Source organism: Streptomyces mauvecolor, assembly GCF_039532965.1.
GTDB classification, from domain to species: Bacteria; Actinomycetota; Actinomycetes; order Streptomycetales; family Streptomycetaceae; genus Streptomyces; species Streptomyces violascens.
This window is the reverse complement of record NZ_BAAASQ010000023.1, coordinates 456,151-470,788: the sequence shown is the minus strand read 5'-3', so window position 1 is coordinate 470,788 and position 14,638 is coordinate 456,151. Positions and strand designations below refer to the sequence as shown.

Sequence of the window (14,638 nt, the reverse complement as noted above, 5' to 3'; positions counted from 1 at the left end):
CGCGCGGAATAGGCTGGCACCGTCGGCCGTTGGTCACGTACGATGGCATCAGCCCCTCACACGGGGGCGTCTTTTGAAAAAACAACATGGGGATGATCGGTTTCGACAGCGGATGTCGAAGCAGGGGAAGCGTGTCGAGGAAGCGGCAATGATCTCGTAAACCATATGTCGCAAACAATAATCGCCAACACCAAGCGCGATTCCTTCGCCCTCGCTGCCTAAGTAGCGACTTGCGAAGTGTCAGCCCGGGCTGTTCCCGACCCGGATCCTGGCATCAGCTAGGGAACTAAACTTCTAGACCCGGTCACGGGGTCTGGAAGGAAATCAAACAGTGGCTGGGCCCGTCGGCGACTTGTTCGCGTGATTGCCGGGGCCGAGAAAATCGCAGCGAACTGCACACGGAGAAGCCCTGTTTTTGCACCGTTGGACGCGGGTTCGATTCCCGCCATCTCCACAATTCCCATGTAGGCGAAGGCCCCGCTGTTCCGACAGCGGGGCCTTTGTCGTGCCCGGACCCGGGTCAGGCGACCGGCTGGCCGGTCAGCATGCCGAGGAGCTGGTCCATCTCGTTGCGCCACAGGCGGTGGACGTTCATGCGGGTCGGCTTCGGCTGTCCCGGCAGCTGGCAGCGGAACGAGCTCCACAGCGTGTTCCGCCGTACGTCACTGATCATCCGCATCGCCTCGGCCGGCGGAATGGCGGTGACGATCTCCTGCGGGCGGTTGTTCCAGCGGCTGGCCCGGTGCAGCAGCACGGCCTGCTGGGTCACGGTGATGAAGTAGTACGACAGGAAGCACTGGCCTATGACGCCGAACATGCTCATCAGCCAGACGCTGGGCCCCGCCACCGCCTGGATCATGACGATCGGGCGGTCCTGCGGATTGGCCTGTGCGATCGCCTCGGCGACCTGTTGCTGGATGGTCGACTTCTTCATGGCCATGGGGATGGGCCTTCCTGATACGTGGTCATGCTCAAGCGGAGGGGGACGTCCCGCTTACCGGCGGGGCGGTGCAGCGTACCGCCCGGATCCGGCCGCACTCACCACCAGGGCGACGGCCGCCGCGCAGACCGGGATCAAGTAGCCCATCTCCGCGCCCGCTTGGTCGATGACCCGGCCGCCGATGGCCGAGCCCGCCGCGATGCCGCCCAGGATCGCGGTCACGGCGAGGGTCATGCCCTCGTTCAACCGGCCCTCGGGGGTGAGGTGCTGGACCAGGGTCATGCCGGTGACCATGGTGGGCGCGGTGGCGGCGCCCGCGCACAGCAGGGCCGCGGCCAGCGCGAGCAGCGAGCCGCAGGCCCGTGCCGCGAGCAGCGGCAGGCACATCAGTACGGTCATGGCTCCGACGCAGCCGACGAGCCGCCGGGACAGGCCCCGGGCCGGGCGGACCGCCCCGTACAGGAGCCCCGCGACGCACGATCCGGCCGCCTGGAGCGCGAGCACTCCGCCCGCCGCGGACTGGTGGCCGAGGCTGTCGGCGTACGCGATGGTGACGACCTCCAGGGAGCCGAACACCGCGCCGGTGGCGAGGAAGACCGCGAGCAACGATGCGAACCCCCGCGATCTCAAAGGGGACTTGGCGGCGGGCGAGCGGGGTGCGACGGGCGGTTCGGTCGCGCGCTGGGCGGCGAAGAGCAGGACGCCTGTCATCAGCAGGACCGCGCCGACGAGGGTGCCGGCCTCGGGAAACAGGACCGAGCAGAGAAGGGCCGCGGCGACCGGGCCGAGCATGAAACAGAGCTCGTCGGCGGCCTGCTCGAAGGAGTTGGCGGTGTGCAGGGCGGCCGGATCGTCGCGGTGCAGGTGGGCCCAGCGGGCGCGGGACATGCCGCCGGTGTTGGGGGTGGTGGCGGTCGCGGCGTACGCGGCGAACAGGGTCCAGTCGGGGGCGCCGAAGTGCACGCACAGGAGCAGGGCCAGTGAGCCGCAGACCGCAACTGCCGTTGCGGGTACGGCAATTCGGGCCTGCCCGTGCCGGTCGACCAGCCGGGCCGTCCACGGGGCGACGAGCGCGGTCGCGGCGAGACCGGTGGCGGTGACGGCGCCCGCGAGGGCGTACGAGCCGCGCGCGCCCGCGATCATGATCACGGCGCTGACGCCGAACATGCCCATGGGGAGCCGGGCGACGAGATTGCCGAGCGTGAAGGCGCGGGCGCCGGGAGTGCGGAAGAGGCGTATGTACGGGTTCGAGCGGCGGGCGAGCGGGGTCGTTTGCGGCATGACCCGATCCTTGTGCGCGCCGGGTTGTGGGGTCCAACACCTGATCAGGGCCCATTCACGCACTCTTGTTGTCAACGCCCGTGATGTTGTTGACTTGCCCGCCGTGCCCCACGACTTGGACCCGCGCCTCCTCCGCTCGTTCGCCGCCGTCGCCGACGAACTGCACTTCACCCGCGCCGCCGCCCGCCTGTTCGTCGCCCAACAGGCGCTGAGCCGTGATGTCCGGCGCCTGGAACGGGAGCTGGGCACCGAGCTCTTCGTGCGCACCACCCGGGCCGTCTCGCTCACGGCGGACGGGGCGCGGCTGCTTCCGTACGCCCGCAAGGTGCTCGCCGCCTACGACGAACTGCGTACCGCGCGGGCGGGCGGCGGCTCCGAACGGCCGCTGCTCGTGGACATCTCGGCGCCCGTCGGCACCGGGGCACGGGTGCTGGCCGAGGCCCGCGAACAGGCACCCGGCGTCGAGTTCGTGGCCCGGTTCATCAGCGGGCTCACCGGGGCGGCGGCCGAGATCCTGGCCGGGCGGCTCGACGTCTCCTTCGGCCGGGTGGCCGGGCTCGACCCGGCGGTGCTCTCGGGGCTCGGCCACCAGCCGGTGCGCTATGAACGGATGGCCGTGCTGCTCGACGCGGGGCACCGGCTCGCGGGCCTGGCCGAGGTGCCGTTGGCCGCGCTGGCCGGCGAGACGCTGTACGCGGCGGCGGGAAATCCGGCCACTGCCGAATGGACCGACCTGGCGGAGCGACTCTTCGCGGGTCGCGGCATCGCGATGGCCGCGCCGTTCCCGGAGATCGCGGGGGAGGAGGAGTTCGTCCGGGTGGTGCGCAAGCAGGGCTGGTCGGTGCTTGCCAGTACCGAGTTCATGGACGTGCCCGGCATGGTCGTACGCCCGCTGACCGGCCCCGTGCCGCTCGCACCCGTGTCGCTGGTGTGGCGCAAGGGGCTCTCGCATCCCGGCGTGGATGTCCTGCGGAGGGTCGCCAACGAAGCCTCGGGGGCGCACGGCTGGCTGGAAAAGCCCCCCGAAAGCTGGCTGCCCGAGCCCGACATGTCCCTGATGGTGGCCGATGCCCCGCATGTGGCCCGTAGAAGGCGAACATCGCGCGATACGTGAACACATGTCCACAGCCGCGTGCGCTACATTCATCGCCCGGGTGCGGCGGGATAGTGGGGGCGCTCGGAACGGGTGGGGTTTCCCCGTTCCGGATGGTGGTGCCCGGGAGTCGTGCGCGCAACCCGCGAAACACATTCAGGGAGTGCGTACGAAAATGGACAGTCGGATAACCAACGGGCCGGGCGGACAGCCCCGTCCCGGCCACCCGGTGGATCAACAGCCGCCACGCGACGCGACGATGCAACTCGGCGTGTTCGCCGAGGAATTGACCACGCCCACGCGGCGTCTGACCAAGCCCGAGGCACAGGCGGCCAAGCCCGAGCCGCGGCTGACGATGCCCGATCCGCGTCTGACCAAGCCCGAGCCGCGGGCGAGCGTGCCCACGCAGCAGTTCACCAAGCCCGCACCGCAGGCGGTCAGGCCCGACCCCGAGCCCGTTTCGCGGTCCATGACCCAGAAGATCCCGATCTTCAAGCCGCTGCGGGCGGCCTCGGCCGAGCAGGCCGTGTTCGTCGACGCCAGCGGAAAGCGCGGCAAGAAACTGCGCTGGCTCGGCTGGCTCTTCGGGCTCGCGGCCACCGGCTTCGCCGTGGCGCTCGTCGGCTCGCTGCTCGGCGGCAGCGCCCGTGCCCCCGGTCTCAACCTCCCCGACAAGGCCGACGCCGTGACCGCGCCGCCCCAGGCGACCGCCTCACAGGCCCCGCAGCCCAAGGCGTCGCCCTCGAAGAAGGCCGCGGCCCCCGCGCACAGCGCCTCCAAGGCGCCCTCGCCCAAGGCCTCCAAGTCCGTGCCGCACAGCGCCACCCCGGTGACGGGGCACAGCCCCGTGAACACCAAGGTCTCCCCGCGCCCCGGCACCTCGCACAAGCCGGCCGCGCGGCCCGTCACCCCCTCCGCCGGCAAGACCGGCGCCTGACCCCGCCGTCCAGGCCCGCCCGCAGTGGCCCGGACAGCGGCCCCAGCACCAACCCCGTACGGCGCCCCCGACGTCGTACCGGCCCGAAGGCGTAACGACACCTGCCATGAGAACCACCAAGGCCAAGCCGCGGCCAACGCGGCGCAAGCGGCTGCCCATGCGCTATCTGCTGCCGCTGCTCCTGCTCGTCGCGCTCGTCGCGATGCTGATGCTGCGCGGCTATGTGCACAGCGAGATCCAGGCGGACCACCGCGTACGCGACCCCGCGCCCACCGACAAGGTGCCCGAGAAGATCATCGACGGCGGGCCGGTCATCGACGCGCGCAACGCCGCCAAACCGGTCAGCCTGCAGATACCGGACCACAAGATCGTCATCACCTTCGACGACGGCCCGGATCCCACCTGGACGCCGAAGGTCCTGGACGAGCTGAAGAAGTACCACGCGCACGCCGTCTTCTTCGTGACCGGAACCAACGCCTCGCGCTACCCGGACCTCATCAAGCGCATGGTCGCCGAGGGCCACGAGGTGGGCCTGCACACCTTCAACCACCCCGACCTGTCCTACCAGTCGAAGTCGCGCATCGACCGCGAGCTCTCCGAGAACCAGCTCGCGCTCGCGGGCGCCGCGGGCGTGCACAGCTCGCTGTTCAGGCCGCCGTACTCCTCGTTCGCCGACGCCATGGACAACGACACCTGGCCGGTCGTCCAGTACGTCGGCAGCAAGGGCTACATCGTCGCGCTCGACTCCACCGACAGTGAGGACTGGCAGCGGCCCGGCGTCAAGAAGATCATTCACAACGCCACCCCGGAGGACGACAAGGGCGCCATCGTCCTGATGCACGACTTTGGCGGCGACCGCTCGCAGACCGTGGCCGCGCTCGACAAGTTCCTGCCGGACATGCAGGAGTCGGGCTACAGCTTCGTCAACCTCACCACCGCGCTGGGCGCTCCGAGCGCGCTGACGCCGGTCACGGGCATGGACCTGTGGAAGGGCGAGGCCTTCGTCGGCGCCGTCCAGGTCGCCGAGCACACCACCGACTTCCTGGTCGTGGGCCTCGCCATCGTCGGCGTGCTGGTCTTCGCCCGCTTCGGGCTGATGCTGATTCTCTCCTTCGTGCACGCCCGCAAGGTGCGCAAGAAGGACTTCCGGTGGGGGCCGCCGGTCACCGAACCGGTCTCGGTCCTGGTGCCCGCGTACAACGAACGCGAATGCATCGCCAACACTGTTCGTTCGCTCATGGCGAGCGATCATCCGATCGAAGTGATCGTCATCGATGACGGTTCGAGCGACGGCACCGCCGACATCGTCGAGGCGCTGGGCTATCCCAACGTGCGCGTGGTGCGCCAGGAGAACGCCGGCAAGCCCGCCGCCCTCAACAACGGCATCGCGCACGCCCGTTACGAACTCGTCGTGATGATGGACGGCGACACCGTCTTCGAGCCGTCCACCGTCCGCGAACTGGTGCAGCCCTTCGGCAACCTGCGGGTCGGCGCCGTCGCGGGCAACGCCAAGGTCGGCAACCGCGACTCGCTCATCGGTGCCTGGCAGCACATCGAGTACGTGATGGGCTTCAACCTCGACCGCCGCATGTACGACCTGATGGGCATCATGCCCACCATCCCCGGCGCGGTCGGCGCCTTCCGCCGCCAGGCCCTGGAGCGGGTCGGCGGCATGAGCGAGGACACCCTCGCCGAGGACACCGACATCACCATGGCCATCCACCGCGACGGCTGGAAGGTCGTCTACAGCGAGAACGCCCGCGCCTGGACCGAGGCCCCCGAGTCCGTCCAGCAGCTCTGGTCGCAGCGCTACCGCTGGTCGTACGGCACCATGCAGGCGATCTGGAAGCACCGCGGCGCCATCAAGGACCGCGGCGCCTCCGGCCGCTTCGGCCGCTTCGGCCTGCCCCTGGTCGCCGCGTTCATGGTGCTGGCCCCGCTGCTCGCCCCGCTGATCGACATCTTCCTGCTGTACGGAGTCGTCTTCGGCAAGACCGAGCAGACCATCGTGGCCTGGCTCGTCGTACTGCTGATCCAGGGGATCTGCGCGGCCTACGCCTTCCGGCTCGACAAGGAAAAGCTGACGCACCTGCTCTCGCTGCCCCTCCAGCAGGTCATGTACCGGCAGCTGATGTACGTCGTGCTGCTCCAGTCCTGGATCACCGCGGTGACCGGCGGCCGGCTGCGCTGGCAGAAACTGCGCCGCACCGGCGTGGTCGAGGCGCCGGGCAACCCGGCCCTGCGGAAGGCGGCGGGATGACCTCGTACGTGGATGTTCCTGGAGCGGCGGCCACCCCCGCCGCCCCGGCGCCCCGGGCGCCCGTGCGCGACCGGTACTTCGACTTCCTGCGCGCCCTCGCCCTGTTCCGGGTGGTGCTCTACCACCTGATGGGCTGGGCCTGGCTGCCGCTCGCCTTCCCCTCCATGGGCGTGATGTTCGCGCTCGCCGGAAACCTGATGGCCCGCTCCCTGAAGCGCCCCGCCGTCCAGGTCGTACGGGGCCGCCTGCGCCGGCTGCTCCCGCCCATGTGGCTGCTCGGCGCGGTCGGCATCACCGGCATGCTCGCCCAGGGCTGGGGCCCCGACTCCGACGGACACCCCGCCTGGTGGTGGGGGCACCTGCTGTTCTGGGTGGTCCCGCTCAGCGACCCGCCGTACGGGGCCGACCTGCCCGGCATCCACCACGTACTGGGCGACAACTGGGGTGCCAACCTGGCCGAACCGCTCTGGTACCTGCGGGCCTACCTGTGGTTCGTGCTGCTCTCGCCGCTGTTCCGGATGCTGCTTCGGAGGCTGCCCTGGCTGACGATCCTCGCCCCGGTCGCGATCGCCGCGCTCGTGGACTTCGTGGACCTCGGCCTTCCCGAGCGCATCGACTCCGCGCTCACCGACTTCGCCACCTTCGGCGCCTGCTGGATCCTCGGCATGGCCCACCAGGCGGGCGTCACACGGAAGTTGCCGAACTACCTGATCCCCTCGCTCGCCCCCATCGTGATGGCGCTCGGCTACTGGTGGGCGGTGCGCGGCGGGTACTCGATCACCGGGGACACCGAGCTCGACTCGATCCCGCTCGCGCAGACCCTGTGGTCGCTCGGCGCGGTGCTCCTGCTGCTCCACATCAGCCCCTCCTGGGAGCAGTGGCCGGCTCCGCTGCGCCGCTGGGACCGCCTGATCACCCTGCTCAACTCGCGGGCCGTGACGGTCTACCTCTGGCACAACCTGTGCATCCTGGTCGCCGCCACCGTCTGGGACGACCTGTGGAGCATCGACGCGCTCGCCGGCGCCGGCAAGTTCCTCAACAGCTCGTGGCCGGTACTCGCCGTGACCTGGGTCCTCATCGGCCTGTGCGTGCTGTGCTTCGGCTGGGTCGAGGACGTCGCCGCCAAGCGCCGGCCCCGGCTCTGGCCCGCCTGACGGACCCGGGCGGCGGCGGTCTCACCGCTGCCGCCCGCACCCCGTGAAGACAAGGTTGCACCCCGGTCATCCGGCGGCACGCGGCCGAAACCCTCCCTCCCTACGGTCGCTGTCACGTGAAGCGAACCGACCGTGGAGGCATGATGGCTGGCCGTTGGATCGAGCGGTGGGACCCGGAGGACGACACCTTCTGGCGGGAGACCGGCGAGCGCGTCGCCCGGCGCAATCTCTTCCTGTCCGTGTTCTGCGAACACGTCGGGTTCTCCGTCTGGAGCCTGTGGTCGGTGATGGTGCTCTTCATGGGCCCCGGCTACGGAGTGGACCCCGCGGGCAAGTTCTTCCTGATCTCGGTGGCGACCCTCGTCGGCGCCCTCGTCCGCATCCCGTACACCTTCGCCGTCGCCCGCTTCGGCGGCCGCAACTGGAGCGTCTTCAGCTGCCTGCTGCTCCTGGTTCCGGCCGTCGCCGCCTGGCTCGCCATGGAGCCGGGCACCTCGTACACCACGTTCCTCCTGGTCGCGGCCCTCGCCGGGGTCGGCGGGGGCAACTTCGCCTCCTCGATGACCAACATCAACGCCTTCTTCCCGCTGCGCAAGAAGGGCTGGGCGCTCGGCCTGAACGCGGGCGGCGGCAACATCGGCGTACCGGTGGTGCAGCTCGTCGGGCTGCTCGTCATCGCGACCGCCGGGGCCACCCACCCGCGCATCGTGCTCGCCGTCTACATCCCGCTGATCGTGATCGCCGGGCTGTGCGCGGCCCTCGGCATGGACAACCTGGCGCCGGTCCGCAACGACACGGGCGCGGCCAAGGAGGCGCTGCGAGACGCGCACACCTGGATCATGGCGTTCCTGTACCTCGGCACGTTCGGCTCGTTCATCGGCTACAGCTTCGCCTTCGGCCTCGTACTCCAGACCCAGTTCGGCCGGACCCCGCTCCAGGCCGCCTCGCTCACCTTCGTCGGACCGCTGCTCGGCTCCGTGATCCGGCCCGTCGGCGGCCGCCTCGCCGACGTGTACGGCGGCGCCCGCATCACCCTGGGGAACTTCGCCGCGATGGCCGCCGCCACCGGCGTCGTCCTGTACGCCTCCGTCCAGAAGTCGCTGCCCGTCTTCCTCACCGGGTTCATCGCCCTGTTCGTGCTCAGCGGGCTCGGCAACGGCTCCACGTACAAGATGATCCCCGGCATCTTCCAGGCCAAGGCGCTCGCCCGCGGTCTTTCCGGCGAGGCGGCGGCGGCCTACGGGCGGCGGCTCTCGGGGGCCGCCATGGGGTTCGTCGGGGCCGTCGGCGCGCTCGGCGGGCTCGCCATCAACCTCGCCTTCCGCCAGTCCTTCCAGACGGCGGGAAGCGGCACCGCCGCCTTCGCCGCCTTCCTGGCCTGCTACGCCGCGTGCTTCACGGTGACCTGGGCGGTATACGTCCGCCGGCCTGCCCGGACACCGGTCTCCGCCGCACCGGCGCCCGCCTACGCCGAGGTGTGATCCTTGACGGTGGGGAGTGACGTAACACCCGGGAAACCATGGTGAACCCCAGGCGTCACGCTCCGTTGGCAGGCTCGGACGTCCCCGCACCACCTGGAGAGTCATGTCCGCAGAAGCACAAGCGGCCGCACCGCACGGGCCCCTGGCCGGCTTCACCGTCGGGGTCACCGCCGCCCGCCGGGCCGACGAGCTCGCCGCGCTGCTCACCCGTCGCGGGGCCGCCGTGCTGCACGCCCCCGCGCTGCGGATCGTGCCGCTCGCCGACGACAGTGAACTCCTCGCCGCCACCAAGGAGTTGATCGCCAGAGTGCCGGACACGGTGGTGGCCACCACCGCCATCGGGTTCCGGGGCTGGGTCGAGGCCGCCGACGGCTGGGGGATAGGGGACGCGCTCCTGAAGACCCTCAAGGGCGTCGAACTCCTCGCCCGCGGCCCCAAGGTGAAGGGCGCGGTACGGGCCGCGGGGCTCACCGAACAGTGGTCGCCCTCGTCCGAGTCGATGGCCGAGGTCCTCGACCGGCTGCTCGCCGAGGGCGTCGAGGGCCGGCGCATCGCGATCCAGCTGCACGGCGAACCGCTGCCGGGCTTCGTGGAGGCACTGCGCGCGGGCGGCGCCGAGGTCGTCGGGGTGCCGGTCTACCGCTGGCTGCCGCCGCAGGACCCGGCGCCGCTCGACCGGCTCCTGGACGCCACCGTCTCGCACGGCCTGGACGCGCTCACCTTCACCAGCGCCCCGGCCGCGGCCTCCCTCCTGGACCGGGCCGAGGAACGCGGCATGCTCGCGGAGCTGCTGCTCGCCCTGCACGACGACGTCCTGCCCGTCTGCGTCGGCCCGGTCACCGCGCTGCCGCTCCAGGCCCGCGGCGTGACCACGCTGGCCCCCGAACGCTTCCGCCTGGGCCCGCTCGTCCAGCTCCTGTGCACCGAACTCCCGGCACGTTCAAAGGTGTTGCCCCTGGCGGGCCACCGTGTCGAGATCCGCGGCCACGCGGTCCTGGTGGACGGCGAGCTGAAATCCGTCCCCCCGGCCGGCATGGCCCTGCTTCGTGCCCTCGCCCGCCGCCCCGGCTGGGTGGTGGCCCGCGCCGAACTGCTGCGCGCGCTGCCCGGCTCGGGCACGGACGAACACGCGGTGGAAACGGCGATGGCCCGCCTGCGCACGGCGCTCGGCGCCCCCCGGGTCATCCAGACCGTGGTGAAACGCGGCTACCGGCTCGCCCTGGATCCGGCGGCGGACGCCAAGTACGCGGAGGGCTGAGCGGCCCCCGGCGCACCGTCCGCCGCAACCGGCTACGGCCTCTTCTTCAGCCCGTTCACGACGTCGAAGGCGTGCCGGGGGCCGGGCCGGGGCGAGAACTGGCCGACGAGTTCACGGAAACAGACCAGGGCGGTGATCGGCGGAATTCCGACCACGACCATCGCGAAAAGTGAATGCGGTGCCTGGCCGATGCACATGGTCACCGCGGTGCCGGAAGAGATCAGCATCACCGCCCAGGACCGCCGGGCGGTCCGGTGCTGAACGGAGGCCCGCAGGATGGAAAGACCCGCAAGGAGCCACGGCCCGTACACCGTCAGCGGCCACCATTGTGCCAACTGCGGCGTCGCCCCGAGGAGCGCAATGGTGCGCAGCTGATTGTACGAATAGGAGATGGACCAGGTCAGTATCGTCACGGCGCAGATGGTGATTATTACGATGAGGACCGAGACGGCGATGATCCTCCGTTTTCCGGCCAGGACGTGAAACCCTGACTTGGGCCGCCGCCGGCTGACCTGGCGGTGCGAGTGCCGGTCGCCGTCCAGAAGGGGAGGCGCCGGATCCACGCTGTGCGTCGGATGCAGGATGCGGGCCAGCTCTTCGTCCGGATCCCAGCCGTCCGACGGGATCTCGGGATCGGGCGTGCGCCACATGTGCTGCACGTCGATGGGCTGGGTGTAATCGGGGTACTGGTCTACCGCGTCGTAGTCGGTTCTCATTCCGCATCCTTTCGGTCTTCGGCTTCTCCGTGAGCGGCCGTGCGGATGTTTCAGTCGGAGTGGGCACCCTGGGCCGGCCAACCTGCCATCGCGGCCTGCAGGTATTCACTCTCCATCCGGCTGATGGTCGCGAAGAAGTCCTCGAGCAGATCCGAGCAGTGCATGAGGCCTGCCGGATCCCTGGAGTCCTCCTGGTGCGAGAGGAGAAGGTGGGTCTTTTCTGCGGTCTTTTCCTTCAAAGTCACGCTCGCCTAACGAGCATCACGCGGCGCGAGGCGTCGTACATTCGGGGGAATATTCGCGGTGAGACCTTCCTGTATATCGGATTACAGTCCCTGGTCGATGAAATTCCGAGACGTATTACAGGGCGTCGCCCAGGGCATTTTCAGCCAAGGCCTTCCGTGGGGCCATGCCGGGCCGGTGCTCGTCGGCTCCACTGCATGATCGTTTCTGCGGGTTCCGGAGGGACCGGCGCGTATCGAGGCCGCGTGATGCAGCGGCTCCGGGCCCGATGACACCACCCCGGGCCATCCGCTCGCCAGGGGTGGTGTCATGCCGGGCCCGGAGGCCAGTCGCCCTCGTGCGGGACCGCGAAGTGCGGGACGAGGGCGGGTGCTTGGCGGGAAGACGTGTGTCGCGGCTGCTCAGCCGACCTTGCTGTTGCAGCCCATGTCCGAGCCGAGGTGGGCGGGCTGCGCGCCCGGGGCGCCCTCGCCGTTGAGCCCGTTGCCCAGCAGGGCGTTGAGGGCGCCGACACTGCCCAGGACGTCGATGTTCATGTCGTGCGAGCGGCACTCGGAGTTCTGCATGATGTCCGTGTCGTGCGCGTCCGCCTCGCCGTGCGCGAAGGCGGTGCCGCCGCCGAAGGCGCCGATGCCGCCGAGGACGGCGACGCCTACGAGGGCGGCCTTCTGGATCTTGCGCATTTCTTCTCCGTTGGTCGAGCTGATGTGGTGTGCGACAGATGGAGTTGAGCGGTGGAGATTCGCGAAGAGGCGATCAGCCGAGCCGGGGCAGGCCCAGCTGGCCGACGGGAGGCGCCGCGAGCTGGCCGAGGCCGAGCCCGGGTACCTGCGGGGCGCTGGCCGGCGCGATCAGCGGGTTGATGAGCGGGTTCACCGTGGGGTTCACCTGCGGGTTCACCTGCGGGGCGACACGCGGCGCGGGCTCCGGGTTGAAGACCTGGGGCATGGCGACCTGGGGGGCGACCTGCGGAGTGACCTGCGGCGCCGCCTGCGGCATGATCTGCGGCTGCGGCCCGGCCTGCGCGACACCCGTCGACTGGGCGTAGGCGGCCGCCTGAGGCGGCGCCGCCGGGGGAGCCATCAGCGGCTGGGCGTACGGCTGCTGGTTGGAGGACTGCATCGTGCTCGACGCGCTGGACACCGAGGTGGCCTGCGCCTGGGGGCGCGGCGGCTGGTACTGCGGGGGCGCGTACTGCGGCGGCGGCCCGTACTGCGGGGGCGCGTACTGCGGCGGCGGCCCGTACTGGGGAGGCCCGTACTGCGGAGGTGCGTACTGCGGCGGCGGCCCGTACTGCGGGTACTGCGGGGCGGGCGCGTACTGCGGGGGAGGCCCGTACTGCATGGGCGCGTAGTCGGGTGCCGAGTACTGGGGACCAGGCGCCGGACCGGGACCTCCGTACCCGTACCCGGGTGAGTCGGCATGGCTGACGCCGACGCCGACGGCGGACAGACCGCCGGCCGCTGCTACAACGAGCGCGGCCTTGTGAAGCTTTCGCATGGAACCCTCGGCCCTTCAATACCTGTACAGGGGAAATCCGTTGCATTCAGTGCAGTCTTGCGTGCGTTCAGTCCGATATTCATATCGCGCCCAAACAGGGGAAATGCTTGCGGACTTCACGCCGGAGTCGACAGCGGATCCCGTTGTCCCTCTCTCCGGTTCGTGGTCGCCGCCTTACTCCCAGCTGGCAACGATGTTTCCGCCGGGCCGGTCACGGGATCCAAAATTCCGTCACCCATTTGCCATGACTCGTAGCACCACGGACGAGTGAGGACTTGCCGCTGCCGTCACGAACAAGTGCGATGCGGCCCCTTGCGAGTTGACGATTCAGGTGATGATTCGCACTCTTCGGCAAATGGGTGACCACGCCTCGGATCCCGTGACGGGACCCCTGCTCATCTCGTTCCGCACAGGGCCAGGACGATGGCCCATCGCAGCCGCACAGGACAGCGGGAACAGGCAAGGCTGCACTGGCTCATCCGCATTCCATACGTTTCACGCACAGGTCAACGAAGGGCCGAGGGTTCCATGCGCAAGTTCCAACAGGTCGCGCTCGTCTTCGCAGCAGCCGGCGGGCTGTCCGCCATCGGCGTCGGCTCCAGCTCAGCCGTCGCTCCCGTTGCGTACAACGGCGCTGCTCCGCCCCCGATCGGGCAGCCGGACACCGCCCACGCCTCCTCGTCCTCGCAGGCCGTCGCGCGCAGTTACACGCCCGCCCCGCAGGGAATGTCCCTGCCGCAGCCCTCCGAGGTCAGCCCGCAGATCAACCCGCAGCTGAACCCGCTGATCTCCCCCCAGATCTCCCCGCAGACGGCGCCGGCGCCGGGCGGCCCGGTGGAGCAGAGCAACCTCTTCCGCCCGTCCCAGGAGTGCAGCCCGCAGAACCTGCTCAACGCGAATCTCCCCATCGCCGTACTCGCCGGCGCCGAGACCCGTGGTGTCAGCTGCACCCAGGCCAACAACCAGGCGAACGCCCTCGCGCACGCCAGCAATTAGGGCTTCGCCCGCCGTGCGGTCGCCGAGACGAGGCCGCGCGTGAGGGTGGTGGATGACGCGGAGGCACTCGCTCGTCGGCGTTACGACTTCAGAGTGCTTCCACAACAACCTCGTGGCACCCGGCGCGTCATCGGGCGGTTTGGGGGTATTTCGTATTAATTTCCGTGACCGTAAGGAATCGATCTGCCACGGATCGTATCCACTTCACTCCAACGGAGATGACATGAACAAGCTTCGCAAGGCTGCCGTTCTGGTCGCTGCTCTCGGCAGCCTCGGAATGCTGGCCGCCGGCACGGCCCAGGCGCACGACGGCGGCAAGGGCGGCGACCAGTTCAAGATCGGGCAGAGCAGCAACTGCAAGTCGCACGACCTGAACCTCGACGTCCTCGGCCAGGTCGGCCTGCTCAACGGTCTGCTGGGCAACGCGCTCAACGGCGAGGGCAACCCGGGTGCGCAGAACACCCACATCGGCTCGAGCATGGGCTGCAACAACAGCGCGTTCTAATCACGAGTCCGGTCGTATAAACGGCCGAAAGCGGAAAACAGGTCCCGGCACCGAGCCCCTGGCTCGGTGCCGGGACCTTTTGCGCTGAAGGGGCCGTGCGGGCCGCTCCGTGCGCTTCTGCCGGGGTGGCAGGGAGGGGTGAAGGTCTTTCTCGGCCGGACTGCCGGGGCGCGTTGTGGCGCGCGCGTGTGCAACTGCACGACAGGGTGTGGAAGTTCATGGGGAATCGACGGGGTTCAACCCCGGTACTCACAGGACTGGTTATTTCGCGGAA

The 14,638-nt window shown here is 69.7% G+C and carries 14 protein-coding genes and 1 other RNA gene; 9 read left to right on the top strand and 6 right to left on the bottom strand.

Annotated features, from left to right (window positions below; translation table 11 throughout):
* Positions 1–88 precede the first annotated feature (88 nt).
* Positions 89–457: a transfer-messenger RNA gene (ssrA, locus tag ABD346_RS29705) on the top strand.
* Positions 458–520: 63 nt separating this feature from the next.
* Here ssrA and ABD346_RS29700 read toward each other — a convergent pair.
* Entirely contained in the window at positions 521–940 is a 420-nt protein-coding gene (locus ABD346_RS29700) for a hypothetical protein (RefSeq protein ID WP_344379069.1), read from the bottom strand.
* A gap of 54 nt (positions 941–994) precedes the next feature.
* Entirely contained in the window at positions 995–2,221 is a 1,227-nt protein-coding gene (locus ABD346_RS29695) for an MFS transporter (protein ID WP_344379068.1), read from the bottom strand.
* Positions 2,222–2,324: 103 nt separating this feature from the next.
* On the opposite strand from ABD346_RS29695, the gene ABD346_RS29690 reads away from it, so the two are divergent.
* The 6 genes from ABD346_RS29690 to ABD346_RS29665 all read left to right on the top strand — a co-directional run bounded on the left by ABD346_RS29690 (position 2,325) and on the right by ABD346_RS29665 (position 10,404).
* Positions 2,325–3,335 carry a LysR family transcriptional regulator gene (locus ABD346_RS29690; protein ID WP_344379067.1) on the top strand — a complete coding sequence of 337 codons (1,011 nt, stop codon included), beginning with the start codon at positions 2,325–2,327 and terminating at the stop codon, positions 3,333–3,335.
* Between the two features lie 154 nt (positions 3,336–3,489).
* Positions 3,490–4,251 carry a hypothetical protein gene (locus ABD346_RS29685; protein WP_344379066.1) on the top strand — a complete coding sequence of 254 codons (762 nt, stop codon included), beginning with the start codon at positions 3,490–3,492 and terminating at the stop codon, positions 4,249–4,251.
* Between the two features lie 157 nt (positions 4,252–4,408).
* Positions 4,409–6,511: a bifunctional polysaccharide deacetylase/glycosyltransferase family 2 protein gene (locus ABD346_RS29680; protein WP_344379137.1), complete on the top strand. Its 2,103-nt coding sequence runs from the start codon at positions 4,409–4,411 to the stop codon at positions 6,509–6,511.
* The gene (locus ABD346_RS29675; RefSeq protein ID WP_344379065.1) at positions 6,508–7,665 is read left to right on the top strand and encodes an acyltransferase family protein; all 1,158 of its coding nucleotides are present in this window, start codon (positions 6,508–6,510) and stop codon (positions 7,663–7,665) included. Before ABD346_RS29680 ends, ABD346_RS29675 begins: the two co-directional genes overlap by 4 nt.
* Before the next feature lie 143 nt (positions 7,666–7,808).
* Positions 7,809–9,146, top strand: a complete 1,338-nt coding sequence (locus ABD346_RS29670) for a nitrate/nitrite transporter (protein ID WP_344379136.1) — start codon at positions 7,809–7,811, stop codon at positions 9,144–9,146.
* 103 nt (positions 9,147–9,249) lie between these two features.
* Positions 9,250–10,404: a uroporphyrinogen-III synthase gene (locus ABD346_RS29665; protein WP_344379064.1), complete on the top strand. Its 1,155-nt coding sequence runs from the start codon at positions 9,250–9,252 to the stop codon at positions 10,402–10,404.
* Between the two features lie 32 nt (positions 10,405–10,436).
* On the opposite strand, the gene ABD346_RS29660 is transcribed toward ABD346_RS29665, so the two are convergent.
* From ABD346_RS29660 to ABD346_RS29645, 4 genes are all read right to left on the bottom strand, one after another.
* A complete protein-coding gene (locus ABD346_RS29660) occupies positions 10,437–11,120 on the bottom strand; it encodes a DUF2637 domain-containing protein (protein WP_344379063.1) in 684 nt (227 codons plus the stop codon).
* 50 nt (positions 11,121–11,170) lie between these two features.
* Positions 11,171–11,365, bottom strand: coding sequence for a hypothetical protein (locus ABD346_RS29655; protein WP_344379062.1), 195 nt, complete (start codon positions 11,363–11,365; stop codon positions 11,171–11,173).
* A gap of 399 nt (positions 11,366–11,764) precedes the next feature.
* A complete protein-coding gene (locus ABD346_RS29650; protein ID WP_344379061.1) occupies positions 11,765–12,046 on the bottom strand; it encodes a hypothetical protein in 282 nt (93 codons plus the stop codon).
* Positions 12,047–12,119: 73 nt separating this feature from the next.
* Complete coding sequence (locus ABD346_RS29645) at positions 12,120–12,863, bottom strand: hypothetical protein (RefSeq protein WP_344379060.1); 744 nt, start codon at positions 12,861–12,863, stop codon at positions 12,120–12,122.
* Between the two features lie 528 nt (positions 12,864–13,391).
* On the opposite strand from ABD346_RS29645, the gene ABD346_RS29640 reads away from it, so the two are divergent.
* Together ABD346_RS29640 and ABD346_RS29635 are read left to right on the top strand one after the other, a co-directional pair.
* On the top strand, positions 13,392–13,859 hold the full coding sequence (locus ABD346_RS29640; protein WP_344379059.1) for a hypothetical protein: 468 nt from the start codon (positions 13,392–13,394) through the stop codon (positions 13,857–13,859).
* Positions 13,860–14,082: 223 nt separating this feature from the next.
* On the top strand, positions 14,083–14,364 hold the full coding sequence (locus ABD346_RS29635; RefSeq protein ID WP_053727213.1) for a hypothetical protein: 282 nt from the start codon (positions 14,083–14,085) through the stop codon (positions 14,362–14,364).
* Positions 14,365–14,638: the final 274 nt, after the last annotated feature.

Excerpts from the sequence above, each read along its gene's own strand:
- ABD346_RS29700 (WP_344379069.1), bottom strand. The coding sequence starts at position 940 with ATGGCCATGAAGAAGTCGACCATCCAGCAACAGGTCGCCGAGGCGATC.
- ABD346_RS29695 (WP_344379068.1), bottom strand. The coding sequence starts at position 2,221 with ATGCCGCAAACGACCCCGCTCGCCCGCCGCTCGAACCCGTACATACGC.
- ABD346_RS29685 (WP_344379066.1), top strand. The coding sequence starts at position 3,490 with ATGGACAGTCGGATAACCAACGGGCCGGGCGGACAGCCCCGTCCCGGC.
- ABD346_RS29680 (WP_344379137.1), top strand. The coding sequence starts at position 4,409 with ATGCGCTATCTGCTGCCGCTGCTCCTGCTCGTCGCGCTCGTCGCGATG.
- ABD346_RS29675 (WP_344379065.1), top strand. The coding sequence starts at position 6,508 with ATGACCTCGTACGTGGATGTTCCTGGAGCGGCGGCCACCCCCGCCGCC.
- ABD346_RS29670 (WP_344379136.1), top strand. The coding sequence starts at position 7,809 with ATGGCTGGCCGTTGGATCGAGCGGTGGGACCCGGAGGACGACACCTTC.
- ABD346_RS29665 (WP_344379064.1), top strand. The coding sequence starts at position 9,250 with ATGTCCGCAGAAGCACAAGCGGCCGCACCGCACGGGCCCCTGGCCGGC.
- ABD346_RS29660 (WP_344379063.1), bottom strand. The coding sequence starts at position 11,120 with ATGAGAACCGACTACGACGCGGTAGACCAGTACCCCGATTACACCCAG.
- ABD346_RS29650 (WP_344379061.1), bottom strand. The coding sequence starts at position 12,046 with ATGCGCAAGATCCAGAAGGCCGCCCTCGTAGGCGTCGCCGTCCTCGGC.
- ABD346_RS29645 (WP_344379060.1), bottom strand. The coding sequence starts at position 12,863 with ATGCGAAAGCTTCACAAGGCCGCGCTCGTTGTAGCAGCGGCCGGCGGT.
- ABD346_RS29640 (WP_344379059.1), top strand. The coding sequence starts at position 13,392 with ATGCGCAAGTTCCAACAGGTCGCGCTCGTCTTCGCAGCAGCCGGCGGG.
- ABD346_RS29635 (WP_053727213.1), top strand. The coding sequence starts at position 14,083 with ATGAACAAGCTTCGCAAGGCTGCCGTTCTGGTCGCTGCTCTCGGCAGC.